The 24,660-nt window shown below is 45.0% G+C and carries 17 protein-coding genes and 2 pseudogenes; 16 read left to right on the plus strand and 3 right to left on the minus strand.

From position 1 onward, the window contains the following. The 11 genes and pseudogenes from JGK14_RS29980 to sbcC all read left to right on the plus strand — a co-directional run. A pseudogene (locus tag JGK14_RS29980) lies at positions 1–379 on the plus strand (IS1 family transposase); the annotation flags it as partial. A 409-nt stretch (positions 380–788) separates the two neighbouring features. Then, positions 789–1,526: a DUF4079 domain-containing protein gene (locus tag JGK14_RS29985; protein ID WP_293180524.1), complete on the plus strand. Its 738-nt coding sequence runs from the start codon at positions 789–791 to the stop codon at positions 1,524–1,526. A gap of 59 nt (positions 1,527–1,585) precedes the next feature. After that, a complete protein-coding gene (locus JGK14_RS29990; RefSeq protein ID WP_293197029.1) occupies positions 1,586–1,963 on the plus strand; it encodes a hypothetical protein in 378 nt (125 codons plus the stop codon). A gap of 283 nt (positions 1,964–2,246) precedes the next feature. After that, on the plus strand, positions 2,247–3,614 hold the full coding sequence (locus JGK14_RS29995) for a 2Fe-2S iron-sulfur cluster-binding protein (protein WP_293241876.1): 1,368 nt from the start codon (positions 2,247–2,249) through the stop codon (positions 3,612–3,614). Between the two features lie 9 nt (positions 3,615–3,623). Next, positions 3,624–4,127 (plus strand): peptide-methionine (R)-S-oxide reductase MsrB, encoded by a 504-nt coding sequence (msrB, locus tag JGK14_RS30000; protein ID WP_325315842.1) that lies wholly within the window; start codon positions 3,624–3,626, stop codon positions 4,125–4,127. 120 nt (positions 4,128–4,247) lie between these two features. Then, a complete protein-coding gene (locus JGK14_RS30005; RefSeq protein WP_293190951.1) occupies positions 4,248–5,057 on the plus strand; it encodes an SDR family NAD(P)-dependent oxidoreductase in 810 nt (269 codons plus the stop codon). Positions 5,058–5,068: 11 nt separating this feature from the next. Next, the gene (locus tag JGK14_RS30010; protein WP_293197031.1) at positions 5,069–5,317 is read left to right on the plus strand and encodes an NAD(P)-binding protein; all 249 of its coding nucleotides are present in this window, start codon (positions 5,069–5,071) and stop codon (positions 5,315–5,317) included. Between the two features lie 22 nt (positions 5,318–5,339). Next, the gene (locus JGK14_RS30015; RefSeq protein WP_293287963.1) at positions 5,340–5,519 is read left to right on the plus strand and encodes a hypothetical protein; all 180 of its coding nucleotides are present in this window, start codon (positions 5,340–5,342) and stop codon (positions 5,517–5,519) included. Further along, on the plus strand, positions 5,516–5,791 hold the full coding sequence (locus JGK14_RS30020) for a hypothetical protein (RefSeq protein WP_293197033.1): 276 nt from the start codon (positions 5,516–5,518) through the stop codon (positions 5,789–5,791). The genes JGK14_RS30015 and JGK14_RS30020 overlap by 4 nt, the downstream gene beginning before the upstream one ends. Continuing rightward, complete coding sequence (locus JGK14_RS30025; RefSeq protein ID WP_293180505.1) at positions 5,784–6,125, plus strand: type II toxin-antitoxin system PemK/MazF family toxin; 342 nt, start codon at positions 5,784–5,786, stop codon at positions 6,123–6,125. The genes JGK14_RS30020 and JGK14_RS30025 overlap by 8 nt, the downstream gene beginning before the upstream one ends. Positions 6,126–6,190: 65 nt before the next feature. Continuing rightward, a complete protein-coding gene (sbcC, locus tag JGK14_RS30030; RefSeq protein WP_293190955.1) occupies positions 6,191–9,310 on the plus strand; it encodes an exonuclease subunit SbcC in 3,120 nt (1,039 codons plus the stop codon). A gap of 264 nt (positions 9,311–9,574) precedes the next feature. On the opposite strand, the gene tnpB is transcribed toward sbcC, so the two are convergent. Beyond that, a complete protein-coding gene (tnpB, locus tag JGK14_RS30035; protein WP_293197034.1) occupies positions 9,575–10,750 on the minus strand; it encodes an IS200/IS605 family element RNA-guided endonuclease TnpB in 1,176 nt (391 codons plus the stop codon). 180 nt (positions 10,751–10,930) lie between these two features. On the opposite strand from tnpB, the gene JGK14_RS30040 reads away from it, so the two are divergent. Next, entirely contained in the window at positions 10,931–14,251 is a 3,321-nt protein-coding gene (locus JGK14_RS30040; RefSeq protein ID WP_293277498.1) for a PAS domain-containing sensor histidine kinase, read from the plus strand. Between the two features lie 280 nt (positions 14,252–14,531). Then, on the plus strand, positions 14,532–16,400 hold the full coding sequence (locus JGK14_RS30045) for an adenylate/guanylate cyclase domain-containing protein (protein WP_293190959.1): 1,869 nt from the start codon (positions 14,532–14,534) through the stop codon (positions 16,398–16,400). Between the two features lie 887 nt (positions 16,401–17,287). Here the strand turns inward: JGK14_RS30045 and JGK14_RS30050 are convergent. After that, on the minus strand, positions 17,288–18,817 hold the full coding sequence (locus JGK14_RS30050) for a YifB family Mg chelatase-like AAA ATPase (RefSeq protein ID WP_293190961.1): 1,530 nt from the start codon (positions 18,815–18,817) through the stop codon (positions 17,288–17,290). Between the two features lie 244 nt (positions 18,818–19,061). On the opposite strand from JGK14_RS30050, the gene JGK14_RS30055 reads away from it, so the two are divergent. From JGK14_RS30055 to lnt, 3 genes and pseudogenes are all read left to right on the plus strand, one after another. Continuing rightward, entirely contained in the window at positions 19,062–19,409 is a 348-nt protein-coding gene (locus JGK14_RS30055) for a histidine triad nucleotide-binding protein (protein WP_293180488.1), read from the plus strand. 615 nt (positions 19,410–20,024) lie between these two features. Beyond that, positions 20,025–21,107: a photosystem II q(b) protein gene (psbA, locus tag JGK14_RS30060; protein WP_293180485.1), complete on the plus strand. Its 1,083-nt coding sequence runs from the start codon at positions 20,025–20,027 to the stop codon at positions 21,105–21,107. A gap of 479 nt (positions 21,108–21,586) precedes the next feature. Then, a pseudogene (gene lnt / locus JGK14_RS30065) lies at positions 21,587–23,254 on the plus strand (apolipoprotein N-acyltransferase); the annotation flags it as partial. Between the two features lie 312 nt (positions 23,255–23,566). Here the strand turns inward: lnt and JGK14_RS30070 are convergent. Continuing rightward, positions 23,567–24,472, minus strand: a complete 906-nt coding sequence (locus tag JGK14_RS30070; protein ID WP_293197036.1) for a bestrophin family protein — start codon at positions 24,470–24,472, stop codon at positions 23,567–23,569. Positions 24,473–24,660 lie beyond the last annotated feature (188 nt).

Below are 24,660 nucleotides of genomic sequence, written 5' to 3' on the forward strand. Positions count from 1 at the left end.
AGTAAAGGAAATCAGCAGTGGGTCTGGCTGGCATTGGATGCCCAGACTAGGGAAATTGTTGGTGTACATATTGGAGATCGTAGCGCAGTATCGGCTCAATCTTTATGGAATTCAATGCCACCAGTGTACCGTCAATGTGCAGTAATTTATACCGATCACGCTTTGTGCTTATGATTCTGTCTTGCCCAGCAAACGTCATCACGCCGTGTAGATAAAGATAGTGGTTTTACTAGCTATATCGAGCGCTTCAACTGTACTATTCGACAACGAGTATCAAGGGTTGGTAAGAAAGAGCTTAGCCTTCTCTAAAAAATTAGAAAATCATATTGCTGCAATTTGGCGCTTTGTACATCATTACAATGATAATTTACAACTCTAAATGTCTACTTTTATTTGAATTCAGTTTTATTCTGTCGATCCTTTCCTTCAGGGCACTACCGGCACGGTGATGCCTTGCAGGGTAAGGCGGCAAAGACGCTGGCTGATGCAATCTTAGATCGTGACGAGGATTAGATGTTAGATGTCAGTGAATTGACGTGTCGTGACAGTTACTGAGAATTAGCTGAGAATCGGCTGAAAGATACATACCCAAAAATTCAGGAAATTATTAAGTTCATTTCAGGCGTGCTTAAAAAACCATTGCGATGATACTAATAACCCAAGTTGCTAGTAGCATTTTTCGAGTGAGAAGTTGGAATTTTGGGAGCATCTATGTTCCCCAGTCCGCCAGTCGAAAACGAACTGCTAACTGACGTTAATAGTCGATCTTCTGCTGTGGATTTATTTTTATGAATGCCAACGATCTATTCTTGCTATTGCATCCTTTTTTCGCCGTTGCCGTAGTTTTCCCCCTCATCGGCATGGTAGTGAGAATGGCATGGCAAACCCGCCAACGACGGCTAGCTGTGGCAACTGGTGGGAAAAGTCAAATTCCTGGAGTTGTAGGCAAAGAGCACGTAGATTTGGGTCGATGGCTGAGCGGCTCGGTTGTAGTGCTGTCCTTAATTGGACTGGCACATCCGATCTTCTCAAAAATACTCGAACAACAAGCTTGGATTAAAGAACCATTTCGGGTGGTATTTATCCTGATGATGTTCGTCGCCACTAGCGGAGCGCTGTTCTTTTTATATCGATCGAGCGAAAAGATTTGGCTGGGCATATTTGCCACATTAACGGGAATGGGCTTAGTAGTGATCGGTTCTCAACCAGAGATCTATCGACGCGAATCTGAATGGTATGTCTCCCATTATTACTATGGGATCGTTGCTGCGATGTTAATGATTTTTTCATTAGCGATTATTCAAGATATTTATCGCGATCGCAGCAATCGTTGGCGCAACGTCCATATCATTCTCAACTGCTTGGCACTACTATTATTTATCGGTCAGGGGTTTACTGGCACGCGAGATTTGTTGGAAATTCCGCTGAGTTGGCAAAAGCCCTATGTAGAATCGCTATACAAATATGAATGTGACAAACAAACCTGTCTGGTACAACCTCAGTCTGCACCATCGATCCCAAAATAGTCGATCTTTATACTCGACTTCACTTCTAATTTTTACAACCCAATTCTAGGATTTACAACATGAAAGCTACTTCTTTTCTGCTGACAACAATCGCTCTGGGTACGATCGCCATCGCCACCGTTCCCTTCCAATCATTCGCTCCTAATTCTCTCCAAGCATCTGCCCAAGAAGTTAAGATCGCTCAAACTGAAACTACGCAAGAAAAGATCGACCAAATTACAGCGGTTAAAGGTAAACCAGGTAGTGGAGACTTACTCCGCAAACTATATCCCAAAGATCTCAATCCAATTGGCGTGCAACCAGGTGGTGCGGGCATGGTAGTTAATCTTTACAGCAAAAACAATGACACTACACTTTCACTCTGTACTGTTTACGATGTGGTTGTGGCAGTCAAAAAAGGCAAAATTGCTAGGTTCAATCCCAGTGAAGTTAAGTAATATCCTCTGCGATCGATTCTAGAATTTAGTATTCTTAGTCTCTCGATCGAACTGGATGGTGGGCATTATCTTAACCAAAATCATCGGGTTTTCCGACGAGCGGGAGCTGTTGCCCACTATCTATATTTTAGCAAAATTTACTGCCATGAAAACTTGGATAAACCTGCTCTGAAGATCGTTGATGCCAACAAGTAATATCTATAACCAAAATAGAATTCAGTCAAATATTTGCCCATTAATTTGATTCTATTGGAAAGAAGCTATACCAACGAGGAATTAGAAAATGCTAGAAAATATACAAAAAATTTCCAATCCCATTATTAGATCGATCGCTGCTGGTATCTTTCTAGGCAGTTTAGTCACAATTCCTGCTGGACTTGCCTTAGAATTACTCAAATCTCCAAAGCAGACAACTCCCGAATCTGCAAGTAAGCTAGTTGTCTACACCTCGTTAGCGAGTTCTGTTATCGGTGCGGCGATCGGTTTGAGTTCGGGTAAGCGTAATAAAGATAATGAAGTTGAGTCTAACGATTTAGGCGATCGAGAATCATTAAATTCGGGATGGCATGATTGGCGAAAATTTATCGTCATGCGGAAAGTAAGCGAAAGCGATAATATTACATCTTTCTATTTACATCCTGAAGATAACGAGCCGATTCCGGCTTTTATGCCGGGACAATTTCTGACGATAAAACTCGATTTGCCAGAGCGAGCCGAGCCAGTAATCCGCACTTATTCTCTATCCGATTATCATCAATCTCCACTTTATTATCGCCTGTCGATTAAGCGAGAAATTGCACCAGTCGGTACCGATCTACCTCCAGGAATTGCTTCTAATTTTATGCACGATCGCATCCAAGAAGATTCGATAATTTGGGTAAAACCTCCGGCTGGCAAATTCGTACTCAATCTTCACCATCCCCAACCTGCGATCTTAATTAGTAATGGTGTGGGAATTACGCCGATGATTAGTATGGCAAAAGCGGCGATGCAACTAAATCCATTGCGACACATTTGGTTTTTACATGGTGCTAGAGATAGCCAAAATCATGCTTTTCGCGATGAAATTAATGCCCTCGCTGCCAGTCATTCTAATTTACATATTATCTACTGCTATAGCCAACCGATGGCAACAGATATCGGACATTATCACCAGCGTGGATATGTCGATGCTGCTCTGATTCAAAATATAGTGGCACCAGAAATGCAGCAATTGTGTGGTTCCACTGAAGCAGATTACTTTCTGTGTGGCTCGGCATCATTTATGGATGCGATTAGAAATGGATTGAGAACGTGGGGGGTAGCAGACGAGCGAGTAATGTTTGAATCCTTTGCCAAGGCAATGCCAAAACCAGCAAAAGCGGGTGAATCTGTAACCACAGCAACTAGCAATACTAAAGAAATTGTCTTCAGTAAATCTGGTCGAACTCATACTTGGAATCCTGCCGATGGGACGATTTTAGAGTTTGCCGAAGCAAATGGTCTGCGACCTGAATATAGCTGTCGTGCAGGGATTTGCGGTACCTGTACGTGCAAGATTGCTGAAGGAGAAGTGGAGTATCAAGAACAACCAAGTGCGACTGTAGAGCGAGGTTCGGTACTCATCTGTATTTCTCATCCCAAAACGGCAAGGGTAGTTCTCGATCTGTAGATTAATCCTATGAAAAAACGTTATTTTTTATCTGCTGGAATTGCGACGATCGGTTCGATTTGGTTGTCGGATTATTTACCGAACAAAGTTCAAGGAAAAACCATAAAAATAGCTGAAAATCATCAGTTTGAAATTATGAAAACAGAGCAAGAATGGCGGAAGATTTTGACACCAGCTCAATTTGAAGTGTTGCGTCAGCATGGCACCGAACGTGCGGGTAGTAGCCCCCTGGATTTGGAGCATGGTAACGGCACTTTTGCCTGTGCTGGCTGCAATTTGCCACTATTTACCTCTACTACTAAATATAACAGTGGTACGGGTTGGCCGAGCTTTTATGCCCCGATCGAGGGTGCTATTGGAACGACGATCGATCGAGCTTTTGCAATGACTCGAACTGAGGTACATTGTCGTCGCTGTGGCGGACATTTGGGGCATGTCTTTGCAGATGGCCCCAAACCGACGGGTAAACGCTATTGCATGAATGGGGTGGCAATGAAATTTATTGCAGCTTGACCAGCTTTTACGAAGTGGGGAGCGGAAGGTAGAAAGGTCTATTTGCAGTAAGCTTTGTCCGAATCATACTACTGATTGTATTAATCAGATTTGTTGTCAAACTATCAATTCACAATAAAAATGATGAAACTGAATGAAAAAGTTGCTTTAGTCACTGGTAGTAGTGGCGGTATCGGTCAAGGTATTGCAATTCGATTGGCACAGGAAGGCGCGAAAGTTGTTGTCAATTATCGTTCCAATCCTGAAGGCGCGGAACAAACGCTGAAGGCAATTAATGAGATCGGCGGTAATTGCTTGATGGCTGATGGATTTTGCGATCGAGATCGGGGTTATAGTATCGGTGCAGATTTGGGAATGGTTGATGATGTACGGCGTTTAGTTGCTGAAAGTATCGAACATTTTGGCACGATCGATATTTTGGTTAATAATGCTGGGATTGAAAAACATTCTGACTTTTGGGATATAACAGAGCAAGATTTTGATGCGGTTATGAATATCAATTTCAAAGGAGTTTTCTTTGCTACACAGTCTTTCGTCAAACATCAAATCGATGCGGGCAAAAATCGCGCCAGTATTATTAATATTAGTTCCGTTCATGAAGAATTACCATTTCCACACTTCACTACTTACTGTGCTAGTAAAGGTGCCGTGAAAATGATGATGCGAAATCTGGCGGTAGAGCTGGGAAGATTGGGTATTACTATCAATAATGTGGCTCCAGGTGCGATCGAAACGCCAATCAATCAACAGCTACTAAATAACCCCGCTCAATTGCAACCTTTGCTTAAAAATATTCCATTAGGTCGATTTGGAAAACCAGATGATATTGCGGCGGTAGTTGCTTTTCTAGCTTCAGATGACGCTCGGTATATCACTGGTTCGACAGTAGTCGTTGATGGTGGTTTGTTGTGGAACTATCAAGAACAATAGAGATGAAAACCATGCTTAACCAACATTACGATGTTATCATTATCGGCACTGGTGCAGGCGGTGGAACGCTGGCACATCATCTGGCTCCTAGCGGTAAAAAGATCTTAATTCTCGAACGCGGCACATTCTTACCTAGGGAAAAGGAAAACTGGAGTGCCTTGGAAGTCTACCAGCGAGAACGCTATCATACCCAAGAACAGTGGTTTGACAAATCCGATCGAGCCTTTCGTCCAGCAACGAACTATTGCGGGCGTTGCTGATTTACGGTATGAAAGGCTAAATATGCCAGTCATAGAAACCAGTATCGACAAAGCTTGGGGATTTTTAACTTATTTTTTTCATACCCTCGGAAATTCGCAGGATGAGGTGAAAATTGAAGTGCGATCGCCGATATGGATTTTCCTCAAAGATATAATGATGGTTGGATCGCACTTTCTTACCCACCACCCAAAAAAACCGTGACCAAAACAGAAATCTTAGCAGCACTCAAAAATCTGACAGCAGAAGAACGCCTAGAAATCATCGAAACAGCTTCGCGGATGATGCGCGACGACATAGAACAAAAAGCCCAGCGCAAAGCCGAGAAAAAGCGCCAACTCAGAGCCGCAGCAGAAGCAGCAGTCAAGGATTATATGCCGGGAGGTGCTTTACATGATTTGTGGTCGCCAGACAGCGAACCATATTTTGAATCCGAGGAAGAATACCTGAACGCTGGGATAAAAACTAATGCGTAGAGGCGAAATCTGGCTGGTTACACTTGAACCTACTGTTGGTGCAGAAATCGGCAAAACCCGTCCCGCAGTTATTGTCAGCGATGAGACGGTGGGAATTTTGCTGCTTGAAGTGATTGTCCCCATCACTGACTGGAAAGAACGATATACAGAGAGAAATTGGATGGTTCGACTAGAACCAAGTAGCGAAAATGGCTTGGCTAAACTCTCAGCCGCCGACACTTTTCAAGTCCGTTCCGTTTCCCAACAAAGATTTGTCCGACAACTCGGAAGCCTTTCGGAAACAATTATGGAAGAAATTGCAGATACACTGACAATTGTGCTGGATCTGGATTGAATAACTAGCCAACAGCGTACAAATAGTGTTATTTATAAATAGATTGTATGGCGCGATGGCCTTAAATGATTCCTATACAACTTACACTCAAAAATTTTCTCAGCTATCGCGAAGCTGCTTTAGACTTTCGCGGACTTCACACTGCTTGCATTTGCGGGCCTAACGGTGCTGGTAAATCTTCTCTCCTAGAGGCGATCGCCTGGTCGCTTTGGGGCAGTTGTCGCAGCGATACAGAAGACGATATCATCCATATCGGCGAAATTGATGTCCGAGTTGATTTCACTTTCTCTACGGGCGGCCAAATCTACCGGGTGATTCGCAACCGCCGGCGCGGACAATCGGGAAGTTTGGAATTTCAAGTTAGCTTGAATTGCGCCGAAACTCAGGATGGACTCAGTTTTCGCACTCTCACTGACAAGGGGCTGAGAAATACTCAGCAGAAAATTCTCGAACATATCAAGCTAGATTACGATACTTTTATTAACTCGGCTTATTTGCGGCAGGGGCGTGCTGATGAGTTTATGCTCAAAAAGCCGATCGAGCGCAAGCAAGTTTTAGCCAACCTCCTCAAACTCGATCGATACGACACTTTATCCGAACAAGCCAAGGAAAAAGCCAGAGATTTTAAAGCCAAAGTCGAAGTCCTAAAACACGGCTTGCAGACAACCCAAGAGCAACTGCAACAAAAAGAAGCGATCGCATCCGAACAAATTCAATTGCAGCAAGCAACCGATTTGCTCTCTTCGCAGCAGCAAGCCGACACAGCACATTTGCAGCAACTGCAACTCCAGCACCACAACCGCCAAACTTGGCAAAAACTCCTCGCCGGCCACCAGCAACAACACTATAATATCTCTCAAGAATGCCGTCGCTTGCAGCAAGAACTCGCAGCCGCCAAGCGGCAGCAACACGAGCTGCAAGCCCTGCTCGCCCAAGAAAATGAGATAACAGCAGGAATTGCCTATTTTCAGAGTTTACAATCCACAGAAGAGACGCAGGCTGGAAAATTCAAAGCTCACCAACAAGCGCAAAATCAGCGCCAAAACTTGCAAGAACAGCAACGGCAAGAATTGAGCCTTTTGCAAAACAAAATTCAGCAGTTGCAAGCTCAATTAGATGTCTTAGAACAAGATGAAAAAGATGTTCTAGATGTTCTCAAGCAGCAGCCGGAGGTTGACAAAGGACTCGCACAGTTGCAAGCAGCCCGATCGCGCCTTAACGAACTAGAACAACTGCAACTGCAAGTTTCGCCGCTACTCCAACAGCAGCAGCAGGCGCAAACTAAGCTCGATCGCGCCCATGCCGGTTTAACCGCCCGCTTAGCCGAAATCAACCGACAGGTGCAAGTTCAGCAACAGCAGCGACAGCCGAAATTGCAGCAGGAAATCTCGGCCATCGCCCATCAAATTGTCCAGTTGGAAAACAAGCGAGTTTATCAGGAACGAGTCCGCGAAAAAGGCCAAGAAAGGCACAGCTTTCTAGAAAATCTGCAAGCTAAAAGCCGCGACTATCAAACCCGACTCGCGGAAATTGACCAAAAACTCCAACTGTTGCGGAAAAATGAAGCAGAAACTAGCGCGGGGGAAGGTAAAGCTGCCCAGTTTGGGGAAACTCAGGAAGCGAATTCGCCTTTAATTGTGCGCGATTCGGGTTTTGGCGCCTGTCCTTTGTGCGATCGACCTTTAGACGAACACTACTGGAATTTGGTAGTCACCAAGCACCACTCCCAACAGCAAGAAATCTGGAATCAACTGTGGGTTGTCCGCGAACAGTTGGCAGTTTCCGAGCGCGAAATTCAAGTCCTCAGACACGAATACCGCGAACTAGAACAGGAATTAGCGCCTTACCAAGAATTGCGGGAACGCCGCAGCCATTTGCAAGCTCAATTGGATGGCCTGGGCCAAGATGAAACTCGACTGCAAAGTATGCGTCAAGATGCTGCCCAAATCGAGCGGTTGTTGCGTACTGGCGAGTATGGATCTGATGATTTGAGGGAACTTCAGCAAATTGAACAGCAACTGCAACAGCTCAATTATAGCGATCGCAGCCACTCCCTCGCCCGCAGCGATGAAAAGCGTTTGCGCTGGGCGGAAATTAAGCAAGCTCAAATCAAAGACGCTCAGCAGAAACTTAATAAAATTAACAGCCGCCGCCCGGATTTGCAAACTCAATTAGCCGCCGTACAGCAACAGTTTGAACAGCAAAAAAATAGCTCGGAAATTCAGCAGCAAATTCTGTCTTTAAATAGATATATCGCGGAAGTTGGCTATAACTTGGAACAGCACGAACACGTCCGTAGCGAAATGCGTAAAACGCAGTTTTGGATCGCCCGTGCTGAAAAATTGCGATCGGCAACTCAGCAATTCCCGCAAGTGCAGCAGCGGGTTAATGAAATCGCCAGTTCGATCGCCGTGCGCGATCGCGATTTGCAAGCTGTCACCGCTCAAAGTTCAGCGATGAACCAGCAGTTGCAAGAACATCCCGATCCGACTGCTCAAATAAGTGCGATCGAACAACAAATGGGCCGCCGCCGCCAGCAGCTAGACCAACATTTGGGAAGTCTCGGACGCCTCCAACAACAGCAGCAAAATCTAGAAGATTTGCAAGTTCAGTTAGTCGCTCAAAAAGAGCAAATGCAGGTTGCTAAACGCCAATACAAAGTTTATCAAGAGTTGGGTCAAGCCTTTGGCAAGAACGGGATTCAAGCTTTGATGATTGAAAATGTTTTGCCTCAACTGGAAGCTGAAACCAATCAGATATTGTCGAGATTGAGCGCGAATCAGTTGCACGTACAATTTATTACTCAGCGGGCGGCTGCTTCTAAAAAAGCAACTAAATTGATTGACACTTTAGACATTCTCATTGCTGATGCTCGCGGTACTCGTCCCTATGAAACTTACTCGGGTGGCGAAGCTTTTCGGATTAATTTTGCGATTCGGCTGGCGCTGGCGAGATTGCTGTCTCAGCGGGCGGGTACGGCTTTGCAAATGTTGATTATTGATGAGGGGTTTGGGACTCAGGATGCGGAAGGGTGCGATCGCCTAATTGCTGCCATTAATGCGATCGCCTCTGACTTCGCCTGCATCCTCACCGTTACCCATATGCCGCACCTCAAAGAAGCTTTTCAAGCCAGGATAGAAGTCACCAAAACTGCTCAGGGTTCTAGCCTTGCCTTGTCAATCTAGATTGATTATTCGATTTTCGATTTTCGATTTTTGATTGGCGATCGCAGATAATACCAGTTTCAAAAAAGAATGCAACTGCTGTAGATCTGCTCCCCACCCTGAGAATATAAGTCATCGGCGAGAGAAAATCTTAAATCAGAACTCGAAAATGAGATAGCCGTTGAAATTGCCCGATATTATTTGTTTATCGGCTTTTTTTCTGTAGGCTTGGTGGAAAAAGCTAAATTACAATAAGATAATAAATTGACACTCCCCCCTAAAGGGCTAGGATTCTTCGTTCACAGGGAGATGCCTTGTAAAAGCAGTGCCTTTACTTGGTCTTACTCTCCCTCCCGAAGCAGTAACGGTATGCCCTGCCGTCAAAATTCGTAAACCTTCATATAAAATATTCTTAGCAGCATTAATATCTCTATCATGGTTTTCTCCACATTTAGGACATTGCCAACTACGAACATCCAAACTCAAGCTATCCACGCGACTTAAACACTTATTACAAGTCTTAGAACTGGGATAAAACCTATCTACTTCGACATAGGTTTTTCCTGCCCACTGGGCTTTGTACTTCAACATGGTGCAGAATTGTCCCCAACCAGCATCACTAATAGATTTAGCTAGTTTGTGGTTTTTGACCATGTTTCCAACTGCTAGATTCTCGACTACTATGACTTGGTTTTCGTCAACTAATTTACGACTTAGTTTGTGTAAAAAATCTTCGCGACACCGAACTATCTTCGCGTGAACTTTGGCAACTTTAACCCTAGCTTTGTTGCGGTTGCCAGACCCTTTAAGCTTATGACTTAATTGCTTTTGTCTCTTCGCTAATTTCTTTTCATACTTTCGATAGTATTTGGGATTCCCATGTTTGGTTCCATCGGATGTAACAGCATAGTGAGTTAGTCCCACATCTATGCCAATGGCTTTTCCTTCTGTTGATTTCTCAGGTAAGTCTTTGCCGTTATCATAGAGGCAGGCCGCCAAGTATTCCCCCGATGGATTAACTGAAACCGTAACCGACTTTAGAGTCCCCTCTGGTTGTCGTGATACTTTACAACGAACATCACCAATCTTAGGCAGTTTCAATGTATCATCTTTTAATTCACAACCTTGAGGAAATCTAATAGACTGTCTATTTTGTTTCTTTTTGAAGTTGGGATATTTAGCCCTACCCTCGAAGAAGTTCAGGAAAGCACTAGAAAGATTTAAAGCAGCTTGCTGAAGGACTTGTGATGGTGCTTCAGCCAACCACTCATACTCTTTCTTCAGGGAGGGTAGAAGTTTGATTATTTCATTTCTGCTTAACCCCTTCCCCGTTTGCTTGTAAGTTTCAGACGTTAAGTTGAGGGCATAGTTATAGAACCATCTAGTACATCCAAACGACTTGGCAAGCAAAACTGATTGCTCACTTGTCGGATAGATTCTGTACTTGAAGGCTTTTAACATTTTGTTTACCAAACCAGTCTTAACTATGGTAACACAGGACAGCCTAAATGCAAATCAGTCTTAAAAGACGGGTTTTTAGACCCATTTTTTTGATAAAATTTGATAAAATAAGAATGTGTCAAGCTATCGATAAATTTTTATTTTCATGTCCGCTCCCTCGGAGTGTGTGTATTGCCACCGATGACAACAGACTCTTTCCACCTGTCTCTCCTAGAAAGGGCGATCGCAGCGTCGAGCAACAGCATCCTGATCGCAGATGCTGGCAGGCTCGACAGACCTATTATATATTGCAATCCTGCTTTTGAGAAACTGACTGGCTACACCCGGGAAGAAGTCATTGGACACAACTGCCGGTTTTTGCAAGGCCCGGATACCGATCGCGCCGAATTAGACAGACTCCGCAGCAGTTTGCGATCGGGAACAGAAGTTAAGGTAATTCTCAAGAATTACCGCAAGGATAAAACACCTTTTTGGAACGAATTAACTGTTTCCCCCGTCCTCGATGGCGACGGAAACCTCACTCATTTTATCGGAGTTCAGAACGATATTACCCAAAGAGTCGCAGCCGAAACAGCCCTGCAAGAAAGCGAAGAAAGATTGCGGGCGATCGCTACTGCGACTCCCATTCCTACGATCATTACGCGCCGCTCAGACAGCACAATTTTGTACGCAAATTCTGCCCTCGGAGAAACTTTCGGTTTGAGTTCAGACAAGCTGATCGCTAGCAAAAAGATCGACTTTTATGCTAATGCGGGCGATCGCCATCAATTGCTAGAATCAGTCAAAAAACACGGCTTTAGCGACAGCGATCAAATCTGCCTCAAGAAAGCAAATGGCAGTTGCTTTTGGGCAAAGATGTCGATGCGAGCGATTAATTTTAAGGGCGAAGCATCAATTTTATCGTCATTTTATGATATTACCGATCGCGTAGAAGCAGAAACCGCACTCCGCCAAAGCGAAGCGAGGTTGCAAAAACTAGCCGCCAACGTTCCGGGAATGATTTATCAATTTCAGCTAGCAGCCGACGGCGCTGTGTCATTCCCCTACATCAGTTCTGGCTGTCGCGAACTCTACGAATTAGAACCAGAGGTGCTGCAAAAGTCAGCTATTCCTGCGATCGAAATGATTCACCCAGAGGATGCACAAAACTTCCACGAAACTCTGGCTATCTCAGCTAAAACTTTAGATCCTTGGCGGTGGGAAGGCAGATTAGTGTTACCGGGCGATCGCATCAAGTGGGTTAGCGGGGCTTCCAGACCCGAACTGAGCGAAAAAGGTGACATTATTTGGGATGGTTTGTTGATCGACATTAGCGATCGCAAACTTGCCGAATCAGCACTGCGACAAAGCGAAGCCCGATTCCAAAAAATGGCCGGCAACCTGCCGGGAATGATTTATCAATACTTGCAGCATCTCGACGGTACCAATGAATTCATTTATGTCAGTCCCGGCTGTTGGGAACTCTATGAATTAACTCCAGAAAAAGTTCAAAAAAACTCAAATTCAATGTGGTCGTTGGTGCATTCAGAAGACCTACAACCGATGCAAGAGTCACTCACAATTTGCGGGAAAAATTTACAACCTTGGAAATATGAAGGGCGGATCGTTACGCGATCGGGAAAACTGAAATGGATTCGCGCCATTGCTCGCCCCGAACTGCAACCGGGCGGCGAGATACTTTGGGAAGGGGTGACAATCGATATTAGCGATCGCAAGGTAGCAGAAATCGCCCTCAGCGAGTCAAAAGTTGCCCTGGAACAAGCCAATCAAGAACTAGAAAAGCGCGTCCTAGAACGCACAGAAGCTTTGCAAAAATCCAAAAAAATGCTGTGGTTGGTGATCGACAACATCCCTCAGTTAATCGCCTGGAAAGATCTAGATTCAGTTTACTTGGGAGGTAACAAAAACTTTGCCACAATCGCAGGTTTAAATCATCCCACTGAAATCACCGGTCTCACGGACTACGATATGCCCTGGAAGCCAGAAGAAACACAATTTTTCCGAGATTGCGATTGCCGGATCATGGCAAAAAATACCGCTGAATATCACATTATTGAACCTCAAATGCAAGCCGACGGCACCCAGCGCTGGATGGATGCAAATAAAATACCTTTGCATGACAATTACGGCAATGTCGTCGGCATTTTATGTACTTTGGAAGACATCACCGATCGGCTTTCACTTGAAGCTAAAGTCCGGGCCAGCGAGGAACTATTTCGCAAAATATTTGAAGATGCACCCATCGGTATCTATTTAGCCAATTTAGACGATCGCCAGTTGGTGCGAGTCAATAAAACTTACTGCGAAATGCTGGGATATACAGCAGCAGAATTGCTGAGTACAACATTCATAGAAATTGGGCATCCCGAAGATCGTCAAAACAATCTCGAAGCTGCTGCCGCTCTCAATCGGGGAGAAATTCCGAGCTATCAAATCGAAATTCGCCATATTTCGGCTACAGGTAAAACTGTTTGGGTAAATGTGACAGCTACTTTGATCCGAGACGGGGAAGGAAAAGCTATTTACAACTTAGGGATGATTGAAAATATTACTAACCGCAAAATTTCCGCAGCAGCACTCCAAGCTTCGGAATCTCAATTGAGAAAACAAGCAACTCAATTGCAAGAAGCCTACGAACAACTCCAACATACTCAAATCCAATTAATTCAATCAGAAAAAATGTCTAGCCTCGGGCAGATGGTGGCTGGTATCGCCCATGAAATCAACAATCCTGCAAATTTTATTAACGGCAATATTTCTCACACCAACATCTATTTTAACGACTTAATAGAACTTTTGAATCTCTACCAGCACTATTACCCGTCTCCTGCTCAGCAAATTACCGAAACACTGAAGCAAATAGAGTTTGATTTCCTCAAGGAAGACTTGCCCAAGATGCTAAATTCTATGAAAGTAGGAGTTGAAAGAATTAGTGATATTGTATTGTCGCTGCGGAATTTTGCGCGACTAGATCAATCAGAAATAAAGTTAGCAGATCTTCATGAAGGAATTGAGAGTACGCTGTTAATTGTGCAGCATCGATTGCACCACGACACTCAAGAAAAACGAATTGAAATCATTAAAGACTACGGAACTATATCGAAAATTTACTGTTGTGCGGGGCAGTTAAATCAGGTGTTTTTTAATATTATCAGCAATGCAATTGACGCTGTGGAAAACCGCAAACAACCCCGGACGATCGTGATTCGTACTGAAATGAAAAAAGCTGGGTTGAACAATAGTAAAAGCAATGTCGGCGAGTGCGATCGCGTGGTCATTTGCATCGCCGACAGCGGCCCTGGAATGACCGAAGACGTTAGCAAGCGCCTGTTTGACCCCTTTTTTACCACGAAACCGGTTGGGTCTGGAACAGGTTTGGGATTGTCCATCAGCCATCAGATTGTGGTAGAAAAACATAAGGGAAGTCTGCGGTGCATCTCAGCGCCCGGACAAGGAGCAGAATTCTGGATTGAAATTCCGGTTTCAACAGTTGACAGTTGACAATTGACAGTTGACAGTTTGAGAGCGACCTCTACCCTTAAGTCCGAGGATTGGAGTAATGAATACTCTGATTTTAATTTCTCCCGCTCCGGCGGGCGGGCTTTCAACCAATTCTTTCTGGTAAAGGATGAAAATTTAGATAAAACGTACGGTCTTCTTTTAATCCCCAATTGCCGTCGGTGCTTGAGTTATCAGGGTTTTGAATTAACGGCACTGAGACGCCGAAATTAATCTCATTTGTGCGGTGTGCTCATCTGCTGCCCTTATTCGCTAGGCAATTATGCTGAAAAAACTACCTTTATCCTGGTCTCGCTACATTCCAGCCGGGTTGACACTTGTTTTGGGTGTCGGATTCTCGGCCCTGGCATTTGCCTTGGTTTGGGACTGGGAAGACAGGCGCCACGACTACGAAATGCACCGCCGCATCGACGATATTTCGATCGGCATTGAACGCCAACTCAACTCAGACTTAGACGCAGTTCTCGCCCTCAGCGACTACATGAAAGCGTTTAGCGTCGTCGAACGTTCTTCTTTTGCTCGGTTTGTCGGCCGTCCCCTATCCGTTCACCCCAGCCTGCAACTGCTGGCTTGGGCCCCCCGCGTTCCCAATTCCCAGCGCGCCAACTACGAAGCCCAAGCCAGAACCGAAACTGACTCCAGCTTCCAGATTACAGAGCGCGGCCCCCAGGGAGAACTCCGCAAGGCCGGCCAGCGTTCCGAATATTTCCCAGCTTTTTACGTCGAACCAACAGCGGGAAACGAGACAGCATTGGGATTTGACCTCACTTCCCACCCAGAAATTCGCGCTGCGATCGATCGCGCGCGGGATACTGGAGAAATGATTGTCACCAGCTACGACGGTCTAATTCAGCGCAATTCGCCGGAAGTGGGTCTTTTGGTAATAGTTCCGATTTACGAAAACAGCACTAAACCGACTACCCTGGAATCCCGCCGCCAACTGCTACAAGGATTTGTTCTGGGCGTATTTCAAGGCAAAGATATTTTCCAAACCTCTTTAAAAGGACGCAATACCGACTACCTCACCATTTATCTCGCCAGCGAGCCTCCAGACAAGCCAGAAGCACTGCCGTTGTTACCGCCAACGCCCGACCCCGTTCTGCAAAATCGGGCTGCTGACGGGCAAATTCCGCAATTTGCGGCTTTGTTCCAATCCTCCACCCAACAAGTGTTCACCGCATCGGCCGCTGCGAAAGTAACTCAAAGGTCAAACTGCCCGATTCTGGACAATCCAGGCCCGCAGTATGCGGCTTGCCAAAGGGTGCTGAAAATTAGCGGCAGCCAGTGGTCTTTATACGTGTCTGCAACGCCGGAAATTCGGAAGACTCGCAAGCACTGGCGTTCTTGGGGAACTCTGAGTATGGGGATGTTGTGGACTCTGCTGCCGGTGACATATATGCTGACAGCGTTGAGTCGCACCGCCCAAATCGAAAAGCTAGCCCGAGAAAGAATTCTCCAAACCGAACAGTTGCAGGCTGCTTACCAACAGTTGGAAGTGGAACAAGCGAAATCCGAGCAACTGTTGCTGAATGTTTTGCCGGCGGCGATCGTCCTGCGTTTGAAAGATAATGAACATAATATCGCCGAAAGTTTTGGGGAAGTAACGGTGATGTTTGCCGACATTGTGGGCTTTACAGAGCTTTCGTCGAGAATTTCAGCGACTGCGGTAGTGTCCGTGCTCAATGATATTTTTTCAGCTTTTGATCATTTAGCCGATCGCCACGGTTTGGAGAAAATTAAGACTATTGGTGATGCTTACATGGTTGTCGGCGGTTTACCTACTCCGCGAGAGGATCATGCCGAGGCGGTGGCGAATATGGCGATCGATATGCTACAAGAAATCCGGTTTCTGAGCTTAAATCATTCCGAACCATTCAGCATTCGGATCGGAATTAGCAGTGGCCCTGTAGTTGCCGGCGTCATCGGCTTAAAAAAGTTTATTTACGACCTTTGGGGCGACACAGTAAATATTGCTTCGCGCATGGAATCCCACGGGATTACCGGCTGCATTCAAGTCACCGCCGAAACCTACGAAATATTAAAGAATAAATACACTTTTCAGAAGCGAGGGGCGATTCAAGTTAAGGGCAAGGGATACATGGTTACTTATTTGTTGACTGGTCGTAAATAATAGCAATTTTCCAAATTTATTTTGTAGGGTGTGTCGTTATCGCTCGTACCCGAAAAAATCTAAAATCGAGCTAACGACGCACAGGCGAGAATATTTGAGGAAACAACTTGGACGTTCATTCCACTAAATAATTGTGTTGTAGCAATATTTGTTTGTGCTTGGTATATAGCCTTTTTCAGATAAATGAGGTATGTTGTTGGGCTTGGGCCCTCTTAGGAATGAGAATTAAATAACTTACAATCTTTATTATTCTTGTGGGATGGGCGTCCCGCCCGTCCTTTCTGGACGGGCGGGACGCCCATCCCACTTTCAAGAGTGTAAATTATTCAATTTGCGATCCTTAGTTTAGTTGTTATATAAGCTGTCAGTCATACCTCATCTTTTTGAGAAAGGCTATAATGCCAAGACCCACGCATATTCCAATAAGGTTGAGTTAAGATTTTTTTATGATTGCGAGCGAAAAGCCAAGCAATCAAGTGTGTCTATTTTTCACAGAGTTTTCTAAACCGGACTGTGTTAACTCAAGCTTATTTTTATATATCCAATTTAGTTGAGTAATATCAAATCCGGCAGCATCGGAATTATGAGAGTGCGAGCGTCTCGCTCGCGATCTATGCCACGAGCGAGACGCTCGCACTGATATCATCCAAATATATTATTCCGATGCAGCCGTAAATGATATAATATAGCATTTCGAGCGAAAGATGAGGTATGAATGAAATGGATTTTTTGATGCGAACTCGCTAAGTATATAATCACTATAAGAGGGCTGAAGCCCAACAACATACCTCACTTATCTGAGAAGGGTTATATCGACGTTCATTCTGTTATTTTAGATGAATTAATGTCTCATTTTCCCTACGCCCGATCGCAAATAGCAAATAATTCTACTGCATCCGATCGATCGTCCGATACTGCACCGCCTCCCCCACGTGATTAGTCTTCAAGCTGTCATCCCCCGACAAATCCGCAATAGTCCTAGCAACCTTCAAAATGCGATCGCTAGCCCGCGCCGAAAGCCCCAATTTCCGAATCGCCATCTCCAACAAATTCCGCGAAGCATCATCCAACTGACACCATTGGTTAATGTGGCTGCTTAGCATCTGCGCGTTACACCGCAAGCCAGCTTCTGACTGAAAACGGCGAGTCGCCATCTCTCGCGCCCGCTGCACCCTCACCCGCACCGGTTCCGACTCCTCCCCCGTCGCCTGTCTGGTAATTTCCTCAGGTTTCAAACGATTAACCGCCACTTGCAAATCAATCCGATCCATCAAAGGCCCCGAAAGTTTTGCCCAATATTGTTCCCTCTTTTGGGGCGAACAAGTACACTGTTGGATCGAGTCGCCATAGTAACCGCAAGCGCAAGGATTCGTACTAGCAACTAATGTAAATTGTGCCGGAAACATCACCGATTGTCTGGTTCTAGAAATCGTCACATAACCGTCTTCTAAAGGCTGTCGCAAAAACTCCAAAACATCTCTTTTAAATTCAGTTAATTCATCCAGAAAAAGTATGCCGCGATGTGCTAAGGAAATTTCACCCGGACGCGGAAAACTGCCCCCGCCAACGAGAGAAGGCCCGGATGCTGAATGGTGAGGACTGCGAAAAGGTCGATCGCTCACCAGCATACCCTTATCCTTCAACAAACCAGCCACCGAATGAATTTGAGTCACATCCAAAGCTTCATCAAAAGTCAGCGGTGGCAAAATACCCGGCAAACGTCTCGCCAGCATCGTCTTGCCGCTTCCTGGCGGCCCCACAAAAATCAAATTGTGTCCACCGGCAGCCGCAATTTCCAAAGCCCGCCGCGCGTGAATTTGCCCCTTTACGTCTTTTAAATCTAGACCCTGAAACCTAGTTTTTCCTAACTCTTCTCTACCGTTTACTTGTATCGGTGAATAAACTTGAGGATTGTTCAAAAAATCAGTAACTGCAAATATATTTTCAAAACCGTAAACAGATATTCCTTTTACTAAAGCCGCTTCCTTTGCATTGGCTGCTGGTACAATTAACCCCGAAATACCCATTTTGGCAGCAGCAGCGGCGATCGGCAAAACCCCCGCCACAGGCCGCAAACTCCCGTCCAAAGAGAGTTCCCCCAAAAACAAATAATCTCCCAACAGCTCGGCGCTGACCTGTTCGGATGCTGCTAAAATGCCAATGGCGATCGGCAAATCAAAACTCGGGCCTTCCTTACGCAAATCCGCCGGAGTCAAATTAATCACAATACTCCGCATCGGAAAACCATATCCCGAATTTTTGAGCGTAGCCTTAACCCTTTCTTTAGCCTCTTGCACCGCCGAATCCGGCAACCCCACAACCACAATTTTCGGCAGTCCCCCCGATACATCAGCCTCCACACCCACCTTTACCGCGTCAATTCCTACGATAGATGCACTCCAAACCCTCGCAAGCATTATTTTTTATCCTCAATTTGCCTGTCTTCGATCCATCATCTATTATGATTAACAATGACTAATGAATATCAGAAGAGGCAAGAAAAACTTTTCGTTGCCTCTTCCTTTTCTCCTCTTCTCTTCCTTCTCTCCTCCTGCCTCTTCCCCCTTCCTCCCTCCCCTTGTCCCCTCCGCCTTCCCCCTTCCCTGAAAATTTATCCGTTACATCCCGTACATTGCCCGTTGCCGAACTTCGTTAACACCCATGACAACCCAAGAAACGCTTTTCAGCAAAATCATCCGCAAAGAGATTCCCGCAGACATCGTTTATGAGGACGACTTAGCCCTCGCCTTCAGAGATATCAATCCGCAAGCGCCAGTCCACATCCTCGTCATTCCCAAAAAACCTATTCCCAAATTAGCCGATGCCGAATCGGGAGATCATGCCCTCATGGGACACCTGCTGCTGACTGTAAAACGGGTAGCCGAACAACTCGGACTCAGTAACGGCTATCGCGTCGTGATTAATACCGGCAATGACGGTGGCCAAACCGTAGATCACCTGCACCTTCACATTCTCGGCGGACGGCACATGAAGTGGCCCCCAGGCTAAAGGCTAATTTTTAGGCACAATTTACGAACTCATCCTCAGAAACCCGGTTTATGGCAATTGCAAAGCGCCTTATGAACCGGGTTTTTAGTTGATGAATCCGGTTGATTGCGGATTCTGGAGAATTTAGTGCGATCGCCACATCCGTGAGAACATAAATAACTTCTTGAATAGAGCCGATACTCCTCAAGCATCAATGATTTGATTCTCGTTCTACAACCGTCAACAGTCAACCGTCAACAGTCAACTGTCAACAGTCAATCCACCTAGGATATGTAAACAAATATTAAAATTCATCTGCTCAATCGCCAATTAAGATATGTTTAACTATAAAGAAGTTTGACCTCAACAAAAATAATTTGACTTAACTGCTGAACCAACCTACAGAATAAAGATTCAGCTCTTCTGCCCGCTTTATTTTAACCGTATTTATTCTGTAATATTACTTTGCAAACAGCCACAAAAATTCATCAAGAATCAAGTTATGTAAAGGATTATAAATTTATTCAAATATAAGCACTAATCCCTTTGCAAACTGTTGTGAATAGTGTTACTAATATAAGCGTGGAGATTTCCACAACAGAACGTTGAAAATTCAATTAAGCAATCATAAAACAAATGACAACAACCGTACAGCGTCGCGAAAGCGGCAACGTTTGGGAACGGTTCTGCGAGTGGGTAACTAGCACCGATAACCGGATTTATGTTGGTTGGTTTGGGACAATCATGATCCCAACTCTGCTGACCGCAACCACCTGCTACATCATTGCCTTTGTAGCAGCTCCTCCTGTGGATATTGACGGCATCCGCGAACCAGTTGCTGGTTCCTTGATGTTCGGCAATAACCTGATCAGTGGTGCTGTTGTTCCTTCGTCTAATGCGATCGGGCTTCACTTCTATCCCATCTGGGAAGCAGCCTCTTTAGACGAATGGTTGTACAACGGCGGCCCTTACCAGCTCGTCATTTTCCACTTCCTCATCGGCATTTTTTGCTACATGGGCCGCCAGTGGGAACTGAGCTATCGCTTAGGAATGCGTCCTTGGATCTGCGTAGCCTACTCTGCACCTGTGGCATCTGCTACCGCAGTATTTTTGATTTACCCGATCGGGCAAGGCAGCTTTTCTGACGGAATGCCCCTGGGTATCAGCGGCACATTCAACTTCATGATCGTGTTCCAAGCCGAGCACAACATCCTAATGCACCCCTTCCATATGTTGGGAGTTGCTGGTGTCTTCGGCGGTGCTTTGTTTTCTGCCATGCACGGTTCTTTAGTAACATCTTCTTTGGTTCGCGAGACAAGTGAAAGCGAATCGCTAAACTACGGTTACAAATTTGGTCAAGAAGAAGAAACCTACAACATCGTTGCAGCCCACGGCTACTTCGGTCGTTTGATCTTCCAATATGCAAGTTTTAACAACAGCCGTTCCTTGCACTTCTTATTAGGTGCGTGGCCAGTTGTCGGCATCTGGTTTACCGCTTTAGGTATTTCCACGATGGCGTTTAACCTCAACGGTTTCAACTTCAACCAATCAATTATCGACTCCCAAGGTCGCGTCATCAACACTTGGGCGGATGTCATCAACCGCGCCAACTTGGGTATGGAAGTTATGCACGAGCGCAACGCTCACAACTTCCCCCTCGACTTGGCCGCCGGTGCTGTCACCCCAGTAGCATTGGTTGCTCCTTCCATCAACGGCTAAATTTAGCTGTTGATTAATAAAAAGCGCTCTCTCCAAATGAGGGCGCTTTTTGTTTTGGAAAGCATAAATTAAGAGATTTATTTTTGATATTGTTTCCGCTACACTGACCAGAATCAAATTGGTTTGTAGTGAGGACTTTAGTCCTTTCTTGGATGCAGACTAAAGTCCTCACTACAAACCTTTATGATATGATATATTGATTAAGAATTATTATAGCCTTTATCAAAAAGGTGAGGTATGACTGACAGGTTATATAACCACTGAAACCAAGAGGGCTGAAGCCCAACAACGTACCTTATCTTTCTGAGAACCGCTATATATTTAATTGGTAATCATCAAAGTGGCGATATTTAAAAGACTTAAATTTGAAAAACTCGCGGTTGAGAAATCTCAAATATTCGGCGGGGCGATCCTCTTCGAGGGCTTCGCTAACGCATTTTTCAGCGGCATTTTGATGGCATTGACAACAGCACCAGTCAATGCTTGGCCGTTGGCTTGGGTAGCATTAGCACCCCTGTGGGTTTTGGTTGTCAGTTATGAACGAGCAATAATCACAGAAAAAAAACAAAAAGTTCTTCCTTCTTTCCTATTCATTCTTCCTGCTTCCTTCTTCCTTCTTCCTGCTCTCTGGGGAATCGGCTATCACGGATTAGCCATATCTTGGATTATGGGAATACACCCAATGACTTGGTTGGGAGTTCCTTGGTGGCCCAGTTTGGCGATCGCACTTTTTTGCTGGATATTCATCACCTTCTGGGGAAGTGCATTAGTCACCCTTTGGGCATGGTTATTTGCGATCGTAACTTCCCACATTAGTGGCACAGGCATCTTGCCTGTGATTTCCCAAAAAATTAGTGGCACAGGCATCTTGCCTGTGATTTCCCAAAAAATTAGTGGCACAGGCATCTTGGATCCGCGTGTTAATTGGTACAGCTTTGTGGTGTGCCTTAGAAAGTATTTGGAGTACAGGCTCGCTGTGGTGGACATCACTATCATACACCCAAAGCCCGCACAACTTAGCCATATTGCACCTCGGTCAACTCTCCGGGCCCAGCGCAGTAACAGCGGCAGTTGTAGCAGTAAATGGCTTAATTGCCGAAGCTTTTATCGCAGGAAGAAGGAAGAAGGAAGAAGGCCTTTCGGCTTCGCTCAAGGTAAAAAGAGGGAAGAAGGAAGAGGGAAAAGGAGAGAAGGAAGAAGGAAGAGGGAAGAATTGGATTGCTTATATTTTGCCTGCGGGTTTATTTTTAGTTTTGCATATTGTCGGCTGGAGTTTGTACAATCGCCCGTTAATTCAAGAGGCGGGAACAGGATTAAAAATTGGGATTATTCAAGGCAATATTCCTAACGAGATTAAGTTTGACTCAGGTGGTTGGCGGCGCGCTTTGGAAGGTTACACGGCTGGATATAAAGAGTTAGCAGACAGGAAAGTTGATGCTGTGTTACTTCCAGAGACAGCTTTGCCTTTTATCTGGACAAATGAGTATCAGCGTTCTACTCTTTCTTTTTACCAAGCGATTCTCCAACGCGGTGTTCTGGCTTGGGTTGGAGGATTCGGACAGGAAGGAGATAGCATGACTAATAGCTTATTGGCGATCGACAAAACAGGAGAAATTGTCAGCCGGTATGATAAACTCAAGCTAGTGCCCTTAGGCGAATACATCCCTTTTTACGAAATCTTAGGCGGCATTATTAATCGGCTGTCTCCCTTAGATACTCATTTAGTACCAGGGAACTCAAAACAATGGTTTAATACGCCGTTTGGCCACGCTATTGTCGGAATTTGTTACGATTCAGCGTTTGCTGAAGTTTTCCGATATCAGGCGGCAAATGGAGGTGAATTTATACTCACAGCTTCCAACAATGCCCATTACAAACCGCCAATGCTGGCTCAGCATCACGCTTTGGATGTGATGCGGGCCATTGAAACTGATAGATGGGCTGCGATCGCAACTAATACAGGTTATTCTGCTTTTGTAAATCCTCGCGGCGAGACGATTTGGAAGTCTGGAATTAATACCTATGAAGTCCGAGATGCTACTATTTATCGGCGGCAAACTCGGACTTTGTACGTGCGGTGGGGAGATTGGCTGACGCCTTTATTGTTGGTTTTAGCTGGGTTAATGTGGTTAATTGCTAGAAATTAACGTTAGGCGGAAGCTATAGCATTTCGATCTCCATATGAGGTACTCATGGGCATAGGGCATAGGGCATGAGTTACTGGTTATTGGTTATTAGAACGAACAAGAAACATAAGACAAATAAGCTCCGAGGCATTTAAATTGCACGTCCGAATAAAGTTAAACTTTTGTGGGGCGGGAATCCTGCCCGCCGTAAAAATACAATTTAAATGCACAAAAGCGTAACCAATCACCAATGACTAACGCTCGACAACCAATGACCAATAACCAATAACTAATAACCAATAACCAATAACCAATGACTAATCACTAATGACTTTAATGCTCTTTTGCCCGAGCATGAACGCTAGGAGATAAAGTAATTAAATCGTTGATATTGCGCTGCATAGTAGCACAAATATTATCCAAAGGCAAATCATTGGCATCGTGTCCAAAAGGATTTTCAATTTCAATGCCGATTTCTTCGATACCGAACAAAGCAAAACTAATTAAAGCTACCACAGGGCCTGTCCCCCAAGTTAACTCCTTCACCATTTGAAAAGGCAGTGCCAAGCAGTAAAGCAAGAGTAGCTGTTTGAGATGAATCGCGTAAGCAAGAGGCATCGGAGTTCTCAAAATCCGCTCGCAACCGCTCAAGGCCTCAATCATGTTATTTACTAACTGATTCATCGCAGTTAGCCGATAGACATCGAGGTTATTTGCCTCGTACTGTATCGTCAAATAATCCCCAATCCAAAAAGCAATTTCGAGGGGAGGATTGTTCATCTTTTTGAGATTCTCATACTGTTGGGGTAGTACGTAAGGCTCTATTTCTGAGCTAATTGGTTCTTGGCGCAAGTGCAATTTCATTGCTATGGCAAAAGCCACTAATAATCGCAAAGTAGACTTTTTTTTCGCTAAATCATCCGGTTCTCGATCGCTAATAGATACCCAGATTTGACGTGCCAAATTTCTGACTGCAATAATTAAGGTTCCCCAGCACCTCCGGCCTTCCCAAAATCGATCGTAAGCTGTATTTGTCCGAAACACTAACAATAAGCCGAGGACTATACTGGGAACAATGCTTGATAGGATGGGCAAGGATACTGGGAAGTTAAAAAAGTACAGTACCGAAATCAACAACCCAAAACTAGCGCACAGCATGACGCGGCGCCAAATGAAAAAAATGATCGACCCTTGAAACTGGAAGGCAACTTTAAACCAGGGCCGCTTTTCTGTAATCATCACAATCTCCTGTTAAAATAAAATCCAGCACTGGGGACTGTATGGGCGTGACAAATGCCTGCTAGACATTGTTTTCAGATGCGATCGCACTTTCACCGAATAGCAAGGGTTTGAAGCCCTTACTCAGGTCGGCAGATTGTGATAAGAACCGAGTTTAAATCTCCGTTATTATCACTTCGCTGTCAACT

The sequence above is a fragment of the Microcoleus sp. PH2017_28_MFU_U_A genome (genome assembly GCF_020738035.1).
In the GTDB taxonomy this organism is placed as follows: Bacteria; Cyanobacteriota; Cyanobacteriia; order Cyanobacteriales; family Microcoleaceae; genus Microcoleus.

Coding starts and splice junctions, on each gene's coding strand:
- JGK14_RS30070 (WP_293197036.1), bottom strand. CDS start 24,472: ATGATTACAGAAAAGCGGCCCTGGTTTAAAGTTGCCTTCCAGTTTCAA.
- JGK14_RS30005 (WP_293190951.1), top strand. CDS start 4,248: ATGATGAAACTGAATGAAAAAGTTGCTTTAGTCACTGGTAGTAGTGGC.
- tnpB (WP_293197034.1), bottom strand. CDS start 10,750: ATGTTAAAAGCCTTCAAGTACAGAATCTATCCGACAAGTGAGCAATCA.
- sbcC (WP_293190955.1), top strand. CDS start 6,191: ATGATTCCTATACAACTTACACTCAAAAATTTTCTCAGCTATCGCGAA.
- JGK14_RS30045 (WP_293190959.1), top strand. CDS start 14,532: ATGCTGAAAAAACTACCTTTATCCTGGTCTCGCTACATTCCAGCCGGG.
- JGK14_RS30015 (WP_293287963.1), top strand. CDS start 5,340: ATGCCAGTCATAGAAACCAGTATCGACAAAGCTTGGGGATTTTTAACT.
- JGK14_RS30050 (WP_293190961.1), bottom strand. CDS start 18,817: ATGCTTGCGAGGGTTTGGAGTGCATCTATCGTAGGAATTGACGCGGTA.
- JGK14_RS29995 (WP_293241876.1), top strand. CDS start 2,247: ATGCTAGAAAATATACAAAAAATTTCCAATCCCATTATTAGATCGATC.
- JGK14_RS29990 (WP_293197029.1), top strand. CDS start 1,586: ATGAAAGCTACTTCTTTTCTGCTGACAACAATCGCTCTGGGTACGATC.
- psbA (WP_293180485.1), top strand. CDS start 20,025: ATGACAACAACCGTACAGCGTCGCGAAAGCGGCAACGTTTGGGAACGG.
- msrB (WP_325315842.1), top strand. CDS start 3,624: ATGAAAAAACGTTATTTTTTATCTGCTGGAATTGCGACGATCGGTTCG.
- JGK14_RS30040 (WP_293277498.1), top strand. CDS start 10,931: ATGACAACAGACTCTTTCCACCTGTCTCTCCTAGAAAGGGCGATCGCA.
- JGK14_RS29985 (WP_293180524.1), top strand. CDS start 789: ATGAATGCCAACGATCTATTCTTGCTATTGCATCCTTTTTTCGCCGTT.
- JGK14_RS30025 (WP_293180505.1), top strand. CDS start 5,784: ATGCGTAGAGGCGAAATCTGGCTGGTTACACTTGAACCTACTGTTGGT.
- JGK14_RS30055 (WP_293180488.1), top strand. CDS start 19,062: ATGACAACCCAAGAAACGCTTTTCAGCAAAATCATCCGCAAAGAGATT.
- JGK14_RS30010 (WP_293197031.1), top strand. CDS start 5,069: ATGCTTAACCAACATTACGATGTTATCATTATCGGCACTGGTGCAGGC.